Source organism: Sinorhizobium terangae (assembly GCF_029714365.1).
Classification (GTDB): Bacteria; Pseudomonadota; Alphaproteobacteria; order Rhizobiales; family Rhizobiaceae; genus Sinorhizobium; species Sinorhizobium terangae.
In genome coordinates this window covers 2966524-2985234 of the sequence record NZ_CP121659.1, presented here as the reverse complement: position 1 = coordinate 2985234, position 18711 = coordinate 2966524, and the positions used below count along the sequence as shown (strand labels likewise).

Annotated in this window: 16 protein-coding genes; 3 read left to right on the top strand and 13 right to left on the bottom strand. The window is 62.2% G+C overall.

All coding sequences use genetic code 11. From position 1 onward, the window contains the following. Nucleotides 1-12 precede the first annotated feature (12 nt). Entirely contained in the window at nucleotides 13-1470 is a 1458-nt protein-coding gene (locus QA637_RS14255) for a glutamate synthase subunit beta (protein WP_153439385.1), read from the top strand. 162 nt (nucleotides 1471-1632) lie between these two features. Here QA637_RS14255 and QA637_RS14250 read toward each other — a convergent pair whose 3' ends face one another. Beyond that, nucleotides 1633-2880, bottom strand: a complete 1248-nt coding sequence (locus QA637_RS14250) for an SGNH/GDSL hydrolase family protein (RefSeq protein WP_283061879.1) — start codon at nucleotides 2878-2880, stop codon at nucleotides 1633-1635. A gap of 162 nt (nucleotides 2881-3042) precedes the next feature. Further along, nucleotides 3043-4263, bottom strand: coding sequence for a lytic murein transglycosylase (locus tag QA637_RS14245; RefSeq protein WP_153439381.1), 1221 nt, complete (start codon nucleotides 4261-4263; stop codon nucleotides 3043-3045). A gap of 300 nt (nucleotides 4264-4563) precedes the next feature. Here QA637_RS14245 and galU point away from each other — a divergent pair, with 300 nt between their 5' ends. Next, nucleotides 4564-5451: a UTP--glucose-1-phosphate uridylyltransferase GalU gene (gene galU / locus QA637_RS14240; protein ID WP_153439379.1), complete on the top strand. Its 888-nt coding sequence runs from the start codon at nucleotides 4564-4566 to the stop codon at nucleotides 5449-5451. A gap of 207 nt (nucleotides 5452-5658) precedes the next feature. Here the strand turns inward: galU and QA637_RS14235 are convergent, their stop codons facing one another. The 9 genes from QA637_RS14235 to QA637_RS14195 all read right to left on the bottom strand — a co-directional run bounded on the left by QA637_RS14235 (nucleotide 5659) and on the right by QA637_RS14195 (nucleotide 15745). Further along, on the bottom strand, nucleotides 5659-7098 hold the full coding sequence (locus QA637_RS14235) for an outer membrane beta-barrel protein (RefSeq protein ID WP_153439377.1): 1440 nt from the start codon (nucleotides 7096-7098) through the stop codon (nucleotides 5659-5661). Between the two features lie 114 nt (nucleotides 7099-7212). Then, entirely contained in the window at nucleotides 7213-7668 is a 456-nt protein-coding gene (locus tag QA637_RS14230; protein WP_153439375.1) for an NfeD family protein, read from the bottom strand. A 9-nt stretch (nucleotides 7669-7677) separates the two neighbouring features. After that, nucleotides 7678-8670 (bottom strand): SPFH domain-containing protein, encoded by a 993-nt coding sequence (locus tag QA637_RS14225; protein ID WP_184108593.1) that lies wholly within the window; start codon nucleotides 8668-8670, stop codon nucleotides 7678-7680. Between the two features lie 101 nt (nucleotides 8671-8771). After that, a complete protein-coding gene (gene hemH, locus QA637_RS14220) occupies nucleotides 8772-9800 on the bottom strand; it encodes a ferrochelatase (protein ID WP_153439464.1) in 1029 nt (342 codons plus the stop codon). Nucleotides 9801-9914: 114 nt separating this feature from the next. After that, on the bottom strand, nucleotides 9915-11792 hold the full coding sequence (locus QA637_RS14215; protein ID WP_153439371.1) for a 5'-nucleotidase C-terminal domain-containing protein: 1878 nt from the start codon (nucleotides 11790-11792) through the stop codon (nucleotides 9915-9917). Nucleotides 11793-11910: 118 nt separating this feature from the next. Continuing rightward, a complete protein-coding gene (locus tag QA637_RS14210; protein WP_283061878.1) occupies nucleotides 11911-12408 on the bottom strand; it encodes a GFA family protein in 498 nt (165 codons plus the stop codon). Between the two features lie 122 nt (nucleotides 12409-12530). Beyond that, the gene (omp10, locus tag QA637_RS14205; protein WP_153439367.1) at nucleotides 12531-12896 is read right to left on the bottom strand and encodes an outer membrane lipoprotein Omp10; all 366 of its coding nucleotides are present in this window, start codon (nucleotides 12894-12896) and stop codon (nucleotides 12531-12533) included. Between the two features lie 275 nt (nucleotides 12897-13171). Beyond that, nucleotides 13172-14623, bottom strand: coding sequence for a homospermidine synthase (locus tag QA637_RS14200; RefSeq protein WP_153439365.1), 1452 nt, complete (start codon nucleotides 14621-14623; stop codon nucleotides 13172-13174). A 243-nt stretch (nucleotides 14624-14866) separates the two neighbouring features. Continuing rightward, complete coding sequence (locus QA637_RS14195) at nucleotides 14867-15745, bottom strand: heme-dependent oxidative N-demethylase family protein (protein ID WP_153439363.1); 879 nt, start codon at nucleotides 15743-15745, stop codon at nucleotides 14867-14869. 262 nt (nucleotides 15746-16007) lie between these two features. On the opposite strand from QA637_RS14195, the gene QA637_RS14190 reads away from it, so the two are divergent. Next, on the top strand, nucleotides 16008-16958 hold the full coding sequence (locus QA637_RS14190) for a GGDEF domain-containing protein (protein ID WP_184108592.1): 951 nt from the start codon (nucleotides 16008-16010) through the stop codon (nucleotides 16956-16958). Here the strand turns inward: QA637_RS14190 and QA637_RS14185 are convergent. Together QA637_RS14185 and QA637_RS14180 are read right to left on the bottom strand one after the other, a co-directional pair. Then, the gene (locus QA637_RS14185) at nucleotides 16923-17549 is read right to left on the bottom strand and encodes an aminotransferase class IV family protein (protein WP_153439360.1); all 627 of its coding nucleotides are present in this window, start codon (nucleotides 17547-17549) and stop codon (nucleotides 16923-16925) included. The genes QA637_RS14190 and QA637_RS14185 overlap by 36 nt on opposite strands. Next, entirely contained in the window at nucleotides 17546-18703 is a 1158-nt protein-coding gene (locus tag QA637_RS14180; RefSeq protein ID WP_153439357.1) for an aminodeoxychorismate synthase component I, read from the bottom strand. Before QA637_RS14180 ends, QA637_RS14185 begins: the two co-directional genes overlap by 4 nt. Nucleotides 18704-18711: the final 8 nt, after the last annotated feature.

The window sequence follows — 18711 nt, the reverse complement described above, 5'->3', positions numbered from 1 at the left end:
CAGGATGATACGATGGGTAAGGTAACTGGATTTCTCGAGATCGATCGGCAGGTGGCGAAGTACCAGCCGGCGTCGGACCGCATCCGCCATTTCCGTGAATTCACCATTCCAATGTCCGATCAGGAGGTGCAGAAGCAGGCCGCGCGCTGCATGGACTGCGGCATCCCCTATTGCCATGGCCCGACCGGCTGCCCGGTGCACAACCAGATCCCGGATTGGAACGACCTCGTCTACAACGGCAACTGGGACGAGGCGATCCGCAACCTGCACTCGACCAACAACTTCCCGGAATTCACCGGCCGTGTCTGCCCGGCACCGTGCGAGGAAGCCTGCACGCTGAACCTTGAGGATGTGCCGGTCGCGATCAAGACGGTCGAGCAGGCGATCGCCGACAAGGCCTACGAAATGGGATACATCGTGCCCCAGCCGGCCGTGACCAAGACCGGCAAGAAGGTCGCGATCATCGGCTCGGGCCCGGCCGGCATGGCGGCTGCCCAGCAGCTTGCCCGCGCCGGCCACGAAGTCCATGTCTACGAGCGCGAATCGAAGCCCGGCGGGCTGCTGCGCTATGGCATTCCGGATTTCAAGATGGAGAAAAACTTCATCGATCGCCGCGTCGAGCAGATGCGGGGCGAGGGCGTGACCTTCCATTGCGGCATCAATATCGGTGTCGACCTGCCGGTGCAGAAGCTTCTCGACGACTGTGACGCTGTTCTTTATTGCGGCGGCTCCGAGACCCCGCGCGACGCCGGAATTCCGGGCGTGGAATTTGCCGGCGTGCACGATGCAATGCCGTATCTGGTGCAGCAGAACCGCCGCGTCGGCCGCGAAAACGTCGACAGCGTCGGCTGGCCATCCGACCCGATCCTCGCCGGCGGCAAGCATGTCGTCGTCGTCGGCGGTGGCGATACCGCGTCCGACTGCGTCGGCACGGCCTTCCGCCAGGGTGCGGTCAAGGTGACGCAGCTCGACATTCGTCCGCAACCGCCGGAAAAGGAAGACAAGCTCGCCGTCTGGCCGTTCTGGGCGACGAAGATGCGCACCTCCTCGAGCCAAGCGGAGGGTGCCGTTCGCGAGTTCCAAGTCGCCACGCTGGAGTTCATCGGTGACGAGGACGGTGTGCTGACCGGCGTCAAGTGCTGTCAGGTGGACGAGCGCCGCAAGCCGATCGCCGGAACCGAGTTCATCATCAAGGCCGACCTCGCCTTCATCGCCATCGGTTTCCGCGGTCCTTTCGTGAACAGCGTGCTCAAGGATCTCGGCGACAAGCTGACGCTCAACACCGACCGGCGCGGCTCGACCAATGTCGTCGCCAACGAGCGGGACTACAAGACGTCGGTCGACAAGCTCTGGACCGCCGGCGACGTTCGCCGCGGCCAGTCGCTCGTCGTCTGGGCGATTCGCGAAGGCCGACAGGCGGCCCGGGCCATTGACGAAGCGCTGATGGGGTCGAGCATCCTGCCGCGGTAGGCGTTCATCTTCCTGGATTGCCCCTCACCCTAACCCTCTCCCCGCGTGCCGGGAGAGGGGACTTTGGGCAGAGCATCGCCGCGAGTCCCTTCGCCCCGCTTGCGGGAGAAGGTGGCCGGCAGGCCGGATGAGGGGCAAATCTGGGCAGGACTTTCGCGGCGCTCACCGGCCGCTTACCACCGTCTCCGGCTTTGCGAGCCGGAAATCATCGACGCGTCCGGGCGGTGCGGCGACGACCTCGCCCTTCTCGATAAGCAGGTCGCGCGGGCTCTTGCCGGTGCTCTTCAAGGGCGCATCGCCCCCGAGCAAGGCGGTCGCGCCGTCAAGTGCCGGATCGGTCAGGCTGATCGGCTGCGTCTTGACGATATCCTCGTTGGCAAGCGGAGCCGTGACGACCAGGTCCTTCAGTTCCTCGGCACCCGGCACGTCGGTCGTGGCGGCCGCCTCGCCGAGCAGTTTGCGGATATCCTTCTCCACATAGAAGGCGAGCTTGCGCTTGCCGGCCTTGGTGAGATTGATGCCGTCCGAGCCGCGCAGGCGGACCTGCTGACCGTTGATGTCGGAGCCGGTCAGGACGAATTTGCCGCCCTCGTCGACGAAACCATCCCAGATATCGATAAACTGGCCGCCGGCCTTCTCCACCTCTTCGCGGAAGAGGCCATTGAACGTCACCATGTCGGCGGTCATGGCGCTCGACTGGAACGGCGGCATGCCGACCCAGAGAACCGGCAATCCGTCCTTGCGCGCCAGAGTCGCGAGCGCGTTCACCCGCTTACGGTATTCCTCTGTCCAGAGATCAGTGCGGAACTGCTCCTTCGAGTCGCCAATCCGCATCATCTGGCGGTCGTTTGCGCCGAGGCTGACGACGATAACGGATGGTTTCACCTCCGCGGCATAGTCCGGTAGCATCTTCGGCCAGTCGAAATAGTCGTTGCGGACAAGGCCAGAGGAACCGTTGGCGCGCGTCTCGATCACAACCCCCGGCGTCGTTTCGAACGCAGTCTTGAGGCCGTCGCCGAGGCTTCCGGCAACGAAGTCGCCGACGACCAGGACCTTCTTTGCATCCGGCGATTTTGCGATGACCGGTGCTGGCGGCGGCGCGTCGGCGAGCCGAGGCTTGGCGCGGCCAGGGCGCGCGCGCTGCGGCTCTGTCGGCTGCTGACGGCGCTTGAGCACGCGTCGTGGCTGCGGCTGACGGGGAAAGTCGTATTGCTCCTGGTAATAGCGTCTTTGGGGGATGAAGACGCCGAAGAGCCTCTGCAGGACATTCCGGCGCGGCATCGGCTCCTGCGCTTCCGCCACCGTGGCAAAAAGACCGGCAAAAAGCATCGCTGCCGCACCCATGAAGATCGGCGCTAGACGAAACGGACGCAGGAACCGTCTCATCGGTGCGTTTTTGATTGGCAACATGATCGCTTTCACCGTCGAACGCAGCAATTCAAAGTACTCGGCAACCTTTGCGTCAATGAGACGCGTGGCGCACGCACACCTCCACCATACGCCAAATCACGGTGATTTGGGACCGAATGATCGGAAATCGCCGTGAGCGGGGTAAAATTCCGCGAGGTGCGGTCAGTTGCGCAGGGCGCGCAGGAGGTGCTGCGTCGGTTCGCCGTCCGGCGTCAGGCCGTTCTGGGTCTGGAAGGCCTGGATCGCGGCCTTGGAGCCCGAGCCGAAATTGCCGTCGACTTCACCGTCGTAGTAGCCGAGCTCCTTCAGGCGGTTCTGCAGTTCGAACTTTTCGCTGATATCGAGCGATCCGTCCGGGCGCGGCCAGCGCTGCTGCATGCCCGCATAGCCGGCGATCTGGTCTGCCAGCAACCCGACGCCGAGCGCATAGGAATCGGACGCGTTGTAGCGCTTGATGACGAAGAAGTTGCGCGTCATCAGGAAGCCGGGACCGCCGCTGCCACCTGGAAGCTTGAGTTCGGCGCGCGTGTTCGGGCTGCGAAAACCCTTGCCGTTCGGCCGGAGGAAGCCGAGCGCCGCCCATTGGCCGAGCGTCTTCGTCTGGCCGGAATATTTCGCTGCATTCGCCGGCGGCACGACTTCGTATCCCCAGGTCTCGCCGGGCTGCCATCCGTTCTTCCTCAGGAGGTTGGCGGCTGTGGCCAATGCGTCCGGGACCGAATTCCAGATGTCGCGGTGCCCGTTTCCGTCCGCATCGACCGCATAAAGCAGGTAGCTCGTCGGAATGAACTGCGTGTGTCCCATGGCGCCCGCCCAGGACCCGGTCAGTTCGCGCGGGGTGATGTCACCGCTCTGGAGGATCTTCAAGGCCGCGATCAATTGCGCCTTGGCATATTTGGACCGCTTCTGATCGGCATAGGCGAGCGTCGCCAGTGCGCGCGGCACATAGTGCAGCCGGTCATCCTTCTGGAGGACGGCGCCATAGTTCGTTTCCATCGACCAGATTGCGAGCAGAACGTTCCTGTCGACGCCGAAGTGTCGTTCAAGCGCGTTGAGCGTGCGGGCATGCTCGGCGGCCATTTCCTGGCCGACGCGCTTCGTGTACGGATTGACACGCGAGTCGATATATTCCCAGATCTTGTGCTTGAACTCAGGCTGGAAGTTCGCCTTTTCGAGCACTACGGGATCAGGCGTCTTCACGCCGGCGAAGGCCTTGCGGTAGGTCGCCTGGGTGATGCCGCTCTTGGCGGCGGTCGCGTAGAAATTGTTGATCCAGGTCTGGAAGCCGGTGTCTGCATGTGCAGGTGCTGAGCCAAACGTGGCGGCGGTAACGATGAGGGCGGCGGCGATATGGCTAAAGAACGTCCTGCGGGTTGTGATCATCAGCTATCGGTTCCGTTTCTCAGCGAGCGTTCAGCCGGCGTTCATGCCGGACGGAATACTCCGGGTTTGCAATGTCGCCCGCAGCAGGCCGCGAAGGGGCAGCTTGCGGTTTCTTCTTCACTCCGAACAGCGGAAATCGCATCGGATCAGGGGAGAAGCCTACAGAAACGAAGTCAACAAAGTCTTTACCATGAATAAGGCACGTCGCCGTCTTTTGCAAAAAAATAGCGATCGGCGACTAAATCCAGTCCAATTTGTCTTTTTCGGGCTAGAGTTGAGAAACACTGCAAGGAGGTGTCCATGACCGACAAGCGTAAAGTCCGCAAAGCCGTGTTCCCTGTGGCGGGACTTGGCACGCGTTTCCTGCCGGCAACCAAGGCCGTGCCGAAGGAGATGCTGACGGTGGTGGACAAGCCGGTCATCCAATATGTCGTCGACGAGGCGCTGGAAGCGGGCATTGAGCATCTGATCTTCGTGACCGGCCGCAGCAAGGCGGTGATCGAGGACTATTTCGACATCCAAGTCGAACTCGACCAGACACTCCGCGAACGCAACAAGAAGGCGGAAATCGAGCTTCTGGAGGCCATATTGCCGAAGGCGGGCACCACCAGTTTCACACGCCAGCAGGCGCCGCTCGGCCTCGGCCATGCGGTCTGGTGCGCGCGCGATCTCGTCGGCAACGAACCCTTCGCGCTGCTTTTGCCCGACATGATCATGAAGGGTGAGAAGGGCTGCCTCAAGGGCATGGTCGAGCTCTATGAGCAGAGCGGCGGCAATGTGGTCGCCGTTGAGGAATGTGCGCCCGACCAGGCCCACAAATACGGCATCGTCGGCGTCGGCGACAAGATCGGCGAAGGCTTCAAGATCACCAAGATGGTCGAGAAGCCCGCGCCAGGTACCGCACCTTCGAACTTCTTCATCAACGGCCGCTACATCCTGCAGCCGGAGATCTTCCCGATTCTGGAACGGCAGGAGCGCGGCGCCGGCAACGAGATCCAGCTGACCGATGGCATGGTGAAGCTTTCCGGCGCCCAGCCTTTCGCCGCCTATCACTTCCGCGGCGACACCTATGACTGCGGGGCGAAGGACGGATTCATCCTCGCGAACGTTGCCTTCGCGCTCGAGCGCGGCGACATTCGGCCCACCGTCGAAGGACCGCTGAAGGCATTGCTGCAAAGCCTGAAGTGATCTCTACGGACGGCGAATCCAGGCCGCGTCGAAAGGCGCGGCCAATTTATTGCGACTGCGCGGTGCCGTGCGGAAAACCGCACACACTTTTCCTCATCCCGCTCCCAAGCGCGTCGCGTTCGATCGTACTCATGCGCGACGCGCTTTAAGTCATTGCTTTTACGCATGTCGTCGCCCGAAGCCGCTGCACACTTTGGGCGACAGGCATTAGCGCCTCAGCGTCAGTCCGACGCCGATGCGGGCGGTATCGGTTGACTCGCCGCGGTCCCGGTTCGTGCGTTCGTAACTGACGTCGCCGGTGAGTGCGAGATAGCGAGTCACGTCCCAGGTCAGGCCGGCGCCGGTTCGCCAGGTGGCTTCGTCGGAGGATGTGGCATCCGAGGGGAAGTTGCGCAGCGTCAGGCTGTTCGACAGGCGGGCAACCAGCGTCGAACGCAGTTGTCGGGTGACGATGCTCGTCAGCTCGTAGTTGATCGAACCTGCGTCGCCCGGCGTCGTCGAAGGGTCGAGGTAGGTTGCGAGACCGAGCAGGACATCCGTACCGCGCTGCGGCGACCAGTTGACCCGCCCGTCCGCCGAAAGGCCGCGAAGATCGCCCAGACGGTCGTCGTCGAAACGATAGGTTCCATAGCCGAGTGCGAGTTCGCCGTTTAGCTTTTCGCCCAGGTCGACCTCAAGCCCGGCACGTCCCGCATAGCTTTGATAGGACCGTTCGAAGCCGAGCGTGTCCTCGCGCAGATCGTAGTTCGATTTGCCAACTGAGGCTTCAAGGAAGGGGATGAGGGCAGGAGACAGCTCGTAGCCGATGCGCGCGTCCAGGATGCCGATATTGCGGTTGCGGTCCTCGACGGAAAGGCTTGTACCATTGTCGAGCTCGACATCGCCATAGGTCCGGCGCTCGAAATCGACGCCGAGTGATCCGCGAATGAGGCCGTAATCGCGCTCGACTGCTGCGCCCAGACGATAGATGTTGACGCCGGATTGGGTTTCGGCATTGGCAATGGCGTTGGGATCGTTGGCGTCTTCCCGCTCGAAGCTGTAGCCCGTCGTCAGCCGGGCGGTCGTCTGGTCACTGAGGTCGAGGCGCAGTTCGGCGTCGACATCCGCGCGCGGTTCTTCCTCGCCCTCGCCGGACGTGTTGTTCTGCAGGACGCCTTCGCCAGTGACGCTCAACTGATGGCGGGACCAGTCGGAGGTCAGCGATCCCTTGAGACCGGTCTCGATGAAGCTGCGGCTCTCGCTCTGGCTCCCCGTCTTCTGGCGCTCATGATTGAAGGTTTCGCTGAGAGCGGGCTTCAGGACGAAGGTACCGATACGGATGCCCGGTGCCTGGCCCTCGTAGGGGTCGATGCGCGTGCGGAGGCCATCGATCGTCTCCTCACGCCGGTTCAGGCGGTTAAAGTCCTCGTCGAGCGCCGGAGGAAGATCGCTGGCGGCAACGGCGCCGGTCGTTTCCGGATCCGTGATCGCAGCGGTATTGCCCGTTGCGCCGGTGATGCCTGCTGCGGTGCCGGCAATCGGTGGATTGTCGAGGCTTTGCGCGCCGGCGGACGTGCCGGCGAAGAGAGCGCAGCCCGCCAGAAGCCACGCCCGCATCCTCGGACGCAAGGCGCCCGCCGTGATCGAGCGTGAAATTATGGGCTCCATGCGCCGTCTGTCCGCGAAACCGTGATTGCAATCGTTTCGCAACCGTAAAGGCGCGTGGTTAACCAATCGTTTCCAAAAGGAAAATCGGGTTTCCGGACCATTTTGGCGATGCGCTCAGGCGCGCTCGACGGTGAGATGGCGGCCGCTGCTTGCCACGATGCGCACGCGCGTGCCGATCGGCAGATCCGGCCCTTCGACCGACCAGGTCGTGTCGTCCAAGCGGACGCGCCCTCGGCCCTCGGCGATCGGCTGCTCCAAAACCGCCGTGCGGCCGACGAGGCTTTCGCCCCGCTTGTTGAGCAGCGGCTCGTCGCTCCCGACCGAGGAGGAGACGAAGCGCCGCCCGATGAGCACCGCGAACACCGAATGCAGCGCGAAGACGACGACCTGGATCTCCCAGACCCAGAATGCGGCATCCCAGAGGAGGAGGGACAGGCTGCCGGTAGCGAGCGCTGCGAACCCGATCCAGACGAGAAAGACGCCTGGCAACACCAATTCCGCCGCCAGCAGGACGAGACCGAGCACCCACCAGCTCCAGGGTCCGAGTTCGAGGACGATGCGTGCGATCATGGGGCGCCCTCAAGAGGTCGGTTCGGTGGAATTGGCGGCCGGACCCGTGCGCGGCGTCGACTGGCGCGGGCGAGGCGCGCTAGGCTGGGCATCGCCGAAGATCTCCCTGGCGATGGCGCCGATGCCACCGAGCGAGCCTATCAGCGAGGAGGCCTCCATCGGCATCAGCACGATCTTCTGATTGTTTGCCGTGCCGATGGAAGCGAGCGCCTCGGTGTACTTTTGCGCGACGAAATAGTTGATCGCCTGCACGTCGCCGGCGGCAATCGCTTCGGATACCATGCGGGTTGCCTTGGCTTCTGCCTCCGCCAGGCGCTCGCGCGCCTCCGCCTCGCGATAGGCAGCTTCGCGCTGACCCTCGGCCTCAAGGATCGCCGATTGCTTGGCGCCCTCGGCGCGCAGGATCTGCGCGTTGCGGGCGCCTTCCGCCTCCAGCACCTGCGCGCGCTTTTCGCGTTCCGCCTTCATCTGCCGGGCCATTGCCTCGACCAGGTCCGTCGGCGGCGCGATGTCCTTGATCTCGACGCGGGTGATCTTGATTCCCCAAGGACTGGCGGCCTCGTCGACGACGCGGAGCAGGCGGTCGTTGATCGTGTCGCGATTGGAAAGCAACTCGTCGAGGTCCATCGAGCCCATCACCGAGCGGATGTTGGTCATCGTCAGGTTGAGGAGGGCATTCTCGAGATGGGCCACCTGATAGGCGGCCTGGGCAGGGTTCAGCACCTGATAAAAGGCGACCGCATCGGCCGACACGCTGGCATTGTCCTTGGTGATGACCTCCTGGGTCGGCACGTCGAGAACCTGCTCCATCACGTTCATCTTCGCCCCGATGCGATCGATGAAGGGAATGATCAGGTTCAGCCCCGGCTCCATGGTCTTCGTGTAGCGCCCGAAGCGTTCGACAGTGTATTGATAGCCCTGCGGCACCGTCTTGATCCCGGCAAAGAGCACCAGGATGACGAGAACGACGAATGCAATGACTGCGATATCCATGCCGCCCACCGACATATCTCCCTCTTCGCAACTCCAACGTTTGGAGTGCCCCTAGGATATGACGTGGCGATTCGCCGGGAGAATTCAAGCGGTGTGCAGAGACGGGTCTATCAGAGCCAGCCCTCAAGCTCGCGGCGGACCACGTGATTGAGCACTGCCATGCCTTCGGCGCTGTCGTTCAGGCAGGGAATATGCGCAAATTTCTCGCCGCCGTTGTGGTGGAAGCTTTCGGCGGCTTGGCCGGCGATTTCCTCCAGCGTCTCCAGACAGTCGGAGACGAAGCCGGGGTTGATGACGGCAAGGCGCTTGACGCCGTCCTTCGCCAGCTTCTCGATCGTCTTGTCGGTATAGGGCTGCAACCACTCCTCCGGGCCGAAGCGGGACTGGAAGGTAACCTGCAGCTTAGCCTCCGGCCAGCCGAGCTTCGCGCGCAGCAGCCGTGCTGTCTCCTGACACTGGAGATAATAGGGATCGCCCTGGTCGGAATAGCTCTTCGGAATGCCGTGGAAGGAGGCGAGCACGACTTCCGGCTCCCAGTCGAGCGTTGCGAGATGCTTGCTGATCGAGGCGGCGAGCGCATCGATATAGACCGGGTCGCCGGGATAGGCCGGAACGGTGCGCAGCGCCGGCTGCCAGCGCATCTTCAAAAGCGCCTCGAAGGCCTTGTCGTTGACCGTCGCGGTCGTGGCTGCGGCATATTGCGGATAAAGTGGGAAAACGAGGACGCGATCGCAACCTTGCTGCTGCAGCGCCTCCATGCGCGCAGCAATCGACGGCTGGCCGTAGCGCATCGCCCAGTCGACCACGACCTCCGGCCGATTGGCAAAGGCCTTCGCCATCAGTTCGGCCTGGTTGCGGGTGTAGGTGCGCAACCAGCTTTCGTTGCGTTCCTTGTTCCAGATCACCTCGTAGGCTTTGCCGACCTTGCCGGGGCGGGTGTTGAGCACGATGCCGTAGAGGATCGGATACCAATAGAGACGCGACCATTCGATGACGCGCCTGTCACTCAGGAACTCCTTGAGGTAGCGGCGCATGGAGGTGTAGTCGGTACCGTCCGGGGTTCCGAGATTGACAAGCAGCACGCCGATCTTCCCGGATTTCAGGGCAGCTTGGTCGGTGCTCGGTTCGGCGTGGGTCATCTCGGTCCTCATGGGCGCCTCTTGGTTGCCGGCGCCTTCATTTTCAAACCCTTCTAAAAAGAAAAGCCGGCGCAGGGAAGACCGCGCCGGCCGATCTGTCAGGGGCAAATTGTCTTACTTGGCCGGAATTGCGAGCTCGCGGCCAATTTCGAGCCGGCGCGGAGCGGGGTCGCCGTTGGCTTCGGAGATCCTGTGCCAAAGCACGCCGTCGCCATAGTAGGACTCGGCAAGATCCCAAAGCGTGTCACCCCTGGCGATGACATGCTTCTGCGGCCCGCCGGCTGCGGCCCCCGTTGAAGGCTGCGCCGGTGCGGCGGCTGTGCTCTCTGCCGGTTTCGTCTCGGTGGACGGCGCCGCCGTGCCGCTGGCCGGTGCACCTGCCGCCGCGGCGACTTCGGTGATGCGGCCATCTGTATGAGGCTTGAACGGCTGGTGTGCCGCGAGATAGTCAGCGAGCACGGTCTCCAGTCCCGGACCATAGTCGTAGGCGTTCTCGCCTTTGGTCTTGAAGACGGCATAACCGTCGCCGCCGCCGCGCATGAAATTGTTGCTGACGAGCGAATAGGTCTTTTCGGGGTCGAGCGGAACGAAGGTTTCGCCCTCCTTCACCTCGACAGACACGAGCCGGCTGCCGGCCGGCTTGGAGCGGTCGAAGGAAAATTTCATGCCGGCCACCTGTGGGAAGCGTCCGCCGCCCTCTTCGACCTGGCTCAAGCCGTTCTCCAGCGCAGCGCGAATGTCCGCGCCCTTCAACTGGAAGGTCGCAAGCGTATTCTGGAAGGGAAGCACGGTGATGGCTTCGCCCATGGTCACGTCGCCCGCGTCGATCGAGGCGCGCAGTCCGCCGCCGTTGGTGATGGCGATCGTGACACCCTGGCCCTTGGCGCGGTCGAGCATGGCGTCGGCCACCAGTGTGCCCATTTCGCATTCCTTGGCGCGGCAATTCTCGCGCGAACCGTCGATCGGCGCCTCGGTCTTGGCGATAACCTTGGTGCGCAGCTCTTCGATCGGCTTGGCGAGTTCCTTGATACGGGCAAGCACGGCTTCGTCGGGCTTCACCGAGGAGTCGATGAGGATCGGATCGCCCTTGGCGGCCTTCACGACGCCGCTGTCATCGAAGGTCACGACGAGGTCGCCGAGATATTTGCTATAGGACCCGGCTTGCACCACCGGCACCTTGTAGCCGCCGGGATTTTCGACCATGGTCGGATATGGGCCTTCCGCCTTCTCATCGGTGTTCGACAGCAGGCTGTGGGAGTGGCCGCCGACGACAACGTCGATGTCCGGGATCTTGGCGATGGCGGCGAGGTCGCGCGGATAGCCGACATGGGTCAGCGCGATGATCTTGTTGACGCCCTGCTTCTTGAGTTCCTCCACCGCACTCGTAATCGTCGCGACATCTTCACCGATCAGGATGTCCGGCCCGGGAGAAGAAAGCTCGGGCGTGTCGTTGGCGACCGCGCCGACGATGCCGATCTTCTGTCCGCCGACATCGAGCACGATCGACGGCTTGATCCGGTCGCCGATCTTCGACTTGTAGCTCGGCAGCACGTTGGCGGTTACGACCGGGAAGGTGACCTTGTCGAGGAAGCTCGCGAGCCCGTCTTCGCTTTCGTCGAATTCGTGGTTGCCGACGGTCATCGCATCGAACTTCATCAGGTTCAGGAATTCCGCTTCTGCCGCGCCCTTGTAGGTGGTGAAGAAGAGCGAGCCCTGGAAATTGTCGCCGGCATTGAGAAGAAGCAGGTTCTTGCCCGTCAGCTCCTGGCGTTTCTGGTCGATCAGCGTCTTCAGGCGGGCGACGCCACCAAAGCACTCGTTCTTGCCTTCTTCTTCCGCCGAGCAGGTCGACTCGAACTTGTTGATCGACTCGATGCGGGAGTGAAGATCGTTGATGTGCAGGATGTTCAATTCATAATCGGCGAAGGCGGCGCCCGAAGAAAGGGCGAGAATAGACGCGGTCATGAGGCCGGTCCGTATATGTCTGATCATGAGGCTCTCCCGTTCTGCCTGTCGATTTCCGATCAATTGCAAACCGCGCGGAAATGCTCGATCCCCTGACCGAGGTGGCGTGCCGGATGTTTTCATCAGTTGCCGCCGACTTCAAGCGCTAAAGCCGACCTTCCTTCGCCGGATTCCAACTAGGGTTAAGCCGGCTGCCGAGTGAGCGGATCCAGGGGTTATGAAGCCGATCGCCCCGGTCTACAGATGCCGGACTTCGGCGGGCCTCTCCCCAATTGTCGTTGCGGCCATCGTAATAGGTGACCGGTGCCGCCATCAGCTCGTCGACGTCGACGCCGTCGAGACATGCGACATTGATGTTGAGGTACGGAGCGCCCGTCATGTTCGGGAGACCGATGCGCTCAAAAGGGTGCATGCCGCAATGCTTGCAGAAGAGGTGATGGGCGACCTTGTTCTTCCCCTGGAAATCCGTCAGTTCGCTCTCGCCTTCGATGAGACGAAAGGCTTCCGGCCTCACGCGAACAGACCACAGGCGCATCTTGGTGCAAATCGAGCAATTGCACTTTCCGGTGCCGGCACTGATGTCCAGATCGGCTTCGAAGCGAACCGCACCGCAATGGCAGCTTCCTGTGTAGGATTTCAGCATCGTCCTCTCGAAATGGAACGAAGGTTTTCATTCTCCGACATCACAAAAGGCCCGCGTTTGAGCGGGCCCTCGTCATATCGCCAGGATGTCGGCAGGGGTGTTTGTCGCCTCGCTCATCCGCTTCAGCCGCGGCGCGTAAGAGAGAATTGGGCGCCGGAATCGGTGGTGCAGTTCAGCTGTGTCTGCGTAACGAGCGCGCAGTTGACCTTCGACTGGGTGTTGCGCACCAGCGACGTCATGCTGATTTCGACGAGCGTCGGGCTGACATTCACGTAGTTGCCGGAAGCAAGCAGCTGGTTGGTGTCGGTGGTGCGTGTCGAGAACGTCCCGCCGGCGAAAGTGGAAACGATGCCGTTCGGATCGACCCAGGCGCCCTCGACGCCGGCCGCCTGGCGCGGCGGTGGCCCGCCCAATTCCCGTGGCGACGACTGGCATGATGCCAGCGTTGCCGCGGCGGCCAGAAGGGTCGGAATGGCGAAAGGCTTCATTGGCGTTTTCTCCCGCGTCTTGCTTTGGCGGTTTCGTTCGGTGCGCGAAACCATGCCGCGATCATGAGTTGAAAGCAAGACCGTCACCGAAATCCCGGCGATTTTGGTAGCCCTCGCACCAGGTCGTAAACCTGATCGATTCTAAGATCTTAGAGCGCTGTTCCCTCTTCCGGGACGGTTGGTTTCGCGCCTCTCGTGCAACCTTGTCACTCAAATGAAAAGGCCCGAAGCGGTGCTGCTCCGGGCCGGATTCTGCAGCTTATATGCCGCGAGTCTTAGCGGAACAGGATGTTCCGGAACTGCCACGGATCCTTGGTGTCGAGGTCTTCCGGGAACAGGCCCGGACGACCCTCAAGCGGCGTCCAGTCGGTGTAGTGGCCTTCGACCGGGCCGAGATAGGGAAGCTGCACTTCCAGGCAGCGCTTGTAGTCCATCTCGTCGGCTTCGACGATGCCGACCTTCGGGTTCTCGAGGGCCCAGACCATGCCGGCCAGAACGGCGCTCGTCACCTGCAGGCCGGTGGCATTCTGATAGGGCGCGATGCGTCGGGTTTCTTCCAGCGACAGGCGCGAACCGTACCAATAGGCGTTCTTGTCGTGACCGTAGAGCAGGACGCCGAGTTCATCGATGCCATCAACGAGTTCGTTCTCGTCGAGAACGTGGTGCACCGGCTGCGCGTTGCCGCCATTGCCGAACATCTCGTGCAGCGAGAGCACGGCGTCGTTGTTGGGATGGTAGGCATAGTGGCAGGTCGGGCGGTAGGTGACTTCGCCGTCCTTGTCACGAACGGTGAAGAAGTCGGCAATCGAGATCGACTCGTTGTGGGTGACGAGGAAGCCGTACTGCGGGCCGGGCGTCGGGCACCAGGTGCGCACGCGCGTGTTTGCGCCCGGCTGCTCCAGATAGATCGCCGCCTGGCAGCCCTTCTTGTGCTTCCTGGCGTTCTTCGGCATCCAGTTTTCGTGCGTGCCCCAGCCGAGTTCCGCCGGCTGCAGGCCTTCGGAAATGAAGCCTTCGACCGACCAGGTGTTCCAGAAGACGTCGAGCGGCTTGGGATTCTTGCTGCGCTGCGTGTCGCGCTCGGCGATATGGATGCCCTTGACGCCCGCCTTCTTCATCAGCTTCGCCCAGCCTTCGCGGTCGTCCTGATGCGGCTCCTCATATTTCAGGCCGAGGTCGTCGGCGAGGTTGAGGAGCGCCTTCTTGACGAACCAGGAGACCATGCCCGGGTTGGCGCCGCAGGTCGAAACCGCCGTGGTGCCGCCCGGATTCTTCTGCTTTTCCTTACGAACCGTCTCGCGCAGCGCATAGTTGGTGCGTGCGGCGTTGTCCATTTCGGGGTTGAAGTAGAAGCCGAGCCAGGGCTCCACGACCGTGTCGATGTAGAGGACATCGAGCTTGCGGCAGAGCTTCATGAGATCGAGCGAGGACGTGTCGACGGAGAGGTTGACGCAGAAGCCCTGTCCGCCGCCCTCGGTCAGCAGCGGCTTCAAGAGTTCCTTGTAGTTGTCCTTGGTCACGTAAGCCTTGACGTGACGCACGCCGTGGCGCTCGAAAATCTCCGTGTCCTTGGCGTCTTCGCGCGGTTCGACCACAATCAACCGGTTCTTGTCGTATTTGAAGTGGCGTTCGATCAGCGGCAAGGTGCCGTGGCCGATCGAACCGAAGCCGATCATGACGATCGGGCCGGTAATCTCGCCATAAACCGGATAATTGGTATCTGCCATTTTGGTCTTCTCCTGAGGATACATCCCTGTGAGGTTGGTTGAAATGCGCGGAAAACGGGCGTTTGACTCTCTGTTCAAGCCAAAAGCGCCCGCGCGTCCGATGAAGGCGCCGAGGCGCTGAAGCACTGCAGTTCGAGAGCTTCTTGCCCGCTTTCAGGGGAAATCGCTGAAAGCGGATGCTCTAGAGCATAGTTTCCTGTCACAATAAAGGGCGGTCGCGTCAACCGCGCCGTGCGACTTTACTTAACCGGCAATCGCCAGCAACGCCGCGATCAGGGCCTCCCGCTTGCTCACAAGACCCTTGTAGGCTGCCTGCGGCAGCGTCAATTCGCGCAGTTGGGCAACAAAGGACCGGGCAAGCGCTGCCGCATCCGGTCGGCGTCTGAGGGCGGCGAGCGGGTCGGAATAGATGCGGATCGTGAAGACGATCGTGCCGGTCTCCGGCAGTTTGCGAAGCGTCTGGCGCTCGATCCGGATGAAGGTGTCGTCTTCGGAAAGCGACACCGCCTTGGCATCGACTCCTTCGGATTTCGACTTCGGCAGATGCAGCGCGCCATCGACGTTGATCGCCCAGTTGAAGCGTTCGACGAAACGTCCGGGCGAAAGATTGTCGAACATGCGGGTGATGAGTTCGGCATTGCGCGTGCCTTCGCCGAAGCCGGGAACAGGCGCATGAATCGCGTGCATCGCCTTGCCGAATTTCTCCGCGAGCGACCAGGAGGACGGAAAGGCGACATAACCCGCGGCAAGTCGCCAATCACCATCCTTGCGCTCCATGATCGCAAGGTCGTCCTGGACCAGAGAGCCGGCGGTGACGAGAGCGGCATCGCCGGCAAGCACCACCCGGCGGCCACCGACGACCATGGCATCGCCCTCGCGCCGGTAGAGTGCCGGATATCGGTTGGGCAGGTATTCGGTGAGCACGTTCAGGAGTTCGTCCTGCGCAGGCTCCGTCCCCGGCTCGGCAATGAAAATGCCCTCGCGCATGGAGGCGAGCAGTCGCGCCTTTTCGTCGAGATAGAATTCAAGCGCATCGTCCGGTTCAATCCACCGGTCGGGATCGAGCTGGACGAGGCCGATCGTGAAGGGTTTTGACGAACCGTCGTAGGGGGTGTGTTTCATGCAGAGGAACCGGAAGACTTCGCCGCTTAACCATATTTTCCTTCCATTGGCATGGCGGGCATTCGGCCACAAGCGATTCGTGTTATAGCTCTTGCACTTGAATATTCTTGTTGTAATTGCATTTCCTACTGCATGATTGCTTAAATCGGAATCGATTTAAGGACAAAATCATGCAGCAAATCAAAGTGCTACAGCGATCTTTGCGCGTCCGATCGGACGCGCGGTGCTGTAATACGTCTGCCCGGAGGGATTGAGATTGACCGTGACTGGCGACCATCTCCAGACCTTGATGGCATTGCAGGCTCGATCACCCGTATTGATCGCGCTTTATGATCAGCATGACCGTTTGTGTTTTGCCAATGATGCCTTTCGCGCCGCCTACAATCTCGCACCCGACGACTTTCCGACCTGGTCCGATCTGATGCGGCGCAACTATGCCTGCGGCAAGGGAACGGTGGTGAAGACGGACGACATCGAGGCCTGGATCGCGGCCACGGTCCATCGGCGGGGAAAGGTACCGTTTCGTGCGCTCGAAACCGACCTTCATGATGGCCGCTGGCTGTGGATGACCGAGACGGTCGATGCCACCGGCTGCATGCTCTGCATCGCCGTCGATATCACCTCGATTCGCGCCGAGGAACGCGAGCTACGGCAGGACCGCGATTTTGCGGTGCGTGCGTCGCAGGTGGACGAGCTCACCAGCGTGCCGAACCGGCGCTACACGATGGACAGACTTAACGACTTCATCGTGAACTGCACCGGCAATCCGGACATGTGGGGTTGCGTGGCGATCATCGACATCGACTATTTCAAGGCGATCAACGATCGCTATGGCCACCAGCGCGGCGACGAAGTGCTGCTGGATTTCGCTCGCCAGATGCAGGGGATCGTACGCCGTTCAGATTGTTTCGGCCGGATCGGCGGCGAGGAGTTCATGCTGATCCTGCCCGACACGACGGTCAGCGAGAGCCATCTCATCCTCGACCGGGTGCTGGACAAGGTGCGCACTGCCCGCCCGCTTTCGAACATCCCGGAGTTCTACTACACCTGCTCGGTGGGGCTTGCGGAATACCGCGACGGCGACACCGTCAACGACATCTATGCCCGCGCGGACGAGGCCCTCTATCTTGCCAAGCGCGAGGGGCGCGACCGCGTGAAGCGTTATACGCTCGCAGGCTCAGACCCCGAGTGTCGCCCGGACCAGACCTCGTAGCGAATTGCCGAGATAGAGGTTCCCACCTTCAAGATCGGCAGGCGAGAGACGAGAAACGCGCGCGCGGCGCTGGCAGATGAGTTCGGTGCGCAGCACCCCGGCAAGCAGGCCGCAGGCGATCGGCGGCGTTTTGAGGATGCCGCTTCCGTCATCGAGGAAGACGGAGGTTATCGTGCCTTCGCAAACCTCGCCCTTCTCATTGAGCAGGATGATCTCGTCGGCCTCCGCCGGCGAGAACTCGCTGCGCGCAGCCTCGAAGATTTCGCGCCGTGTCGTCTTGAACCGAAGCAGCCGGTTGCCGGAATCGAGCCTTGCGGCAGCAATCCGCGCGCGCCAGACGGTATCGTCGGGAATGGGGGTAAAGGGAGCGGTGGTGACGGCGATGGTACCCTGGCGGTCAAGCGTCAGGCGGACCCGCAGCGGACCTGCCGCACCGCGCACGGCTTCGTTCAGATGGGCGTCCGCAGCATCTGCGCCGGCAAAGCCAAGCCGCCGCGCCGAGCGCGTCAACCGCGCGAGATGCAGCGGCAGCCGGACGAAGCCGGTCTCCGGCTCGAAGCGCAGCGTCTCGATCAGCGAAAAATCCGTCATCGGACGATCTCGGCGTCGCCGACGGCGAATCGCGCCTTCAACAGGCATTCGTCATATTCGGCCTCGGCCCTTGAATCGAAGACGATGCCGCCGCCGACATTGAAAACTGCTAGGCCATCCGAAAACAAAGAAATTGTCCGGATCGCCACGTTGAACCGCATGACCCCGTTCGGGGCGATGAAGCCGATGGCGCCGCAATAGGCGTCGCGCGGCCCGCTTTCCAGCTCATGCAGGATTTCCATCGCCCGGATCTTGGGGGCACCGGTGATGGAACCGCACGGAAAGAGAGCAGCAAAAATGTCGGCAATGCCGGTGTCGGGCCGGAGCTTGGCCCTGACGTGGCTCACCATCTGATGAACGGTCGGATAGGTTTCGATATCGAAGAGTTTTGGGACGTCCAACGTTCCGACCGTGGTCACGCGGGAGATGTCGTTGCGCAAGAGGTCGACGATCATCCGGTTTTCGGCCTGGGTCTTTTCGTCTGCCCGCATCGCGGCGACAATCGCCGCGTCCTCTTCGGCCGTCGCGCCGCGCGGCGCCGTGCCCTTCATCGGATGCGTTTCGATCCAGCCGTCGGCGTCGACGTAAAAGAACAGTTCCGGTGAGCGCGAGAGAAGAACCGGGCCGTCAAGCGCTACCAGCGCCCCGTATTTCACCGGCTGGCGCTCGATTAGCGACCAGAAGGCTGCGCGCGGGTCGCCTGACCAGCGTGCATGGATCGGCATCGTCAGGTTTGCCTGATAGCAGTCTCCCTGGCGCAGGTGCTGGTGCAGGCGTTCGAACCGCGCGCGGTAGGCGGGAAAGTCCCAGCCGGCGCGAGGCTCCAGGAGGAAGGGCTCGTTTTCCGTTCGTCGCTGCGGTTCGCCGAGTGGATGATCCTCCGCCGGCGCGTCGAAGATGCCGAAGGACATCAGCGGCGTTTCCCGGTTCTCCTCGGCAAAGAGGGTGAGCTTCTCTTCGAAGAGGTGGCCGGCCTCATAGGCCATGTAGCCGGCGAGCCACTTTCCGGCCCGATGAGCGCTCTCGATTTCCGCGAGGCCGCGCCGGAATTCCGCTCGCGTGCGCGCCGTGACGACGCGCAAGGGCTCCGCGAAAACCGTCGTCCGGTTCTCGCTGTCGTCCCGGAAAAGGACATAGGGCGCATTCTCGATCATCAAGCTGG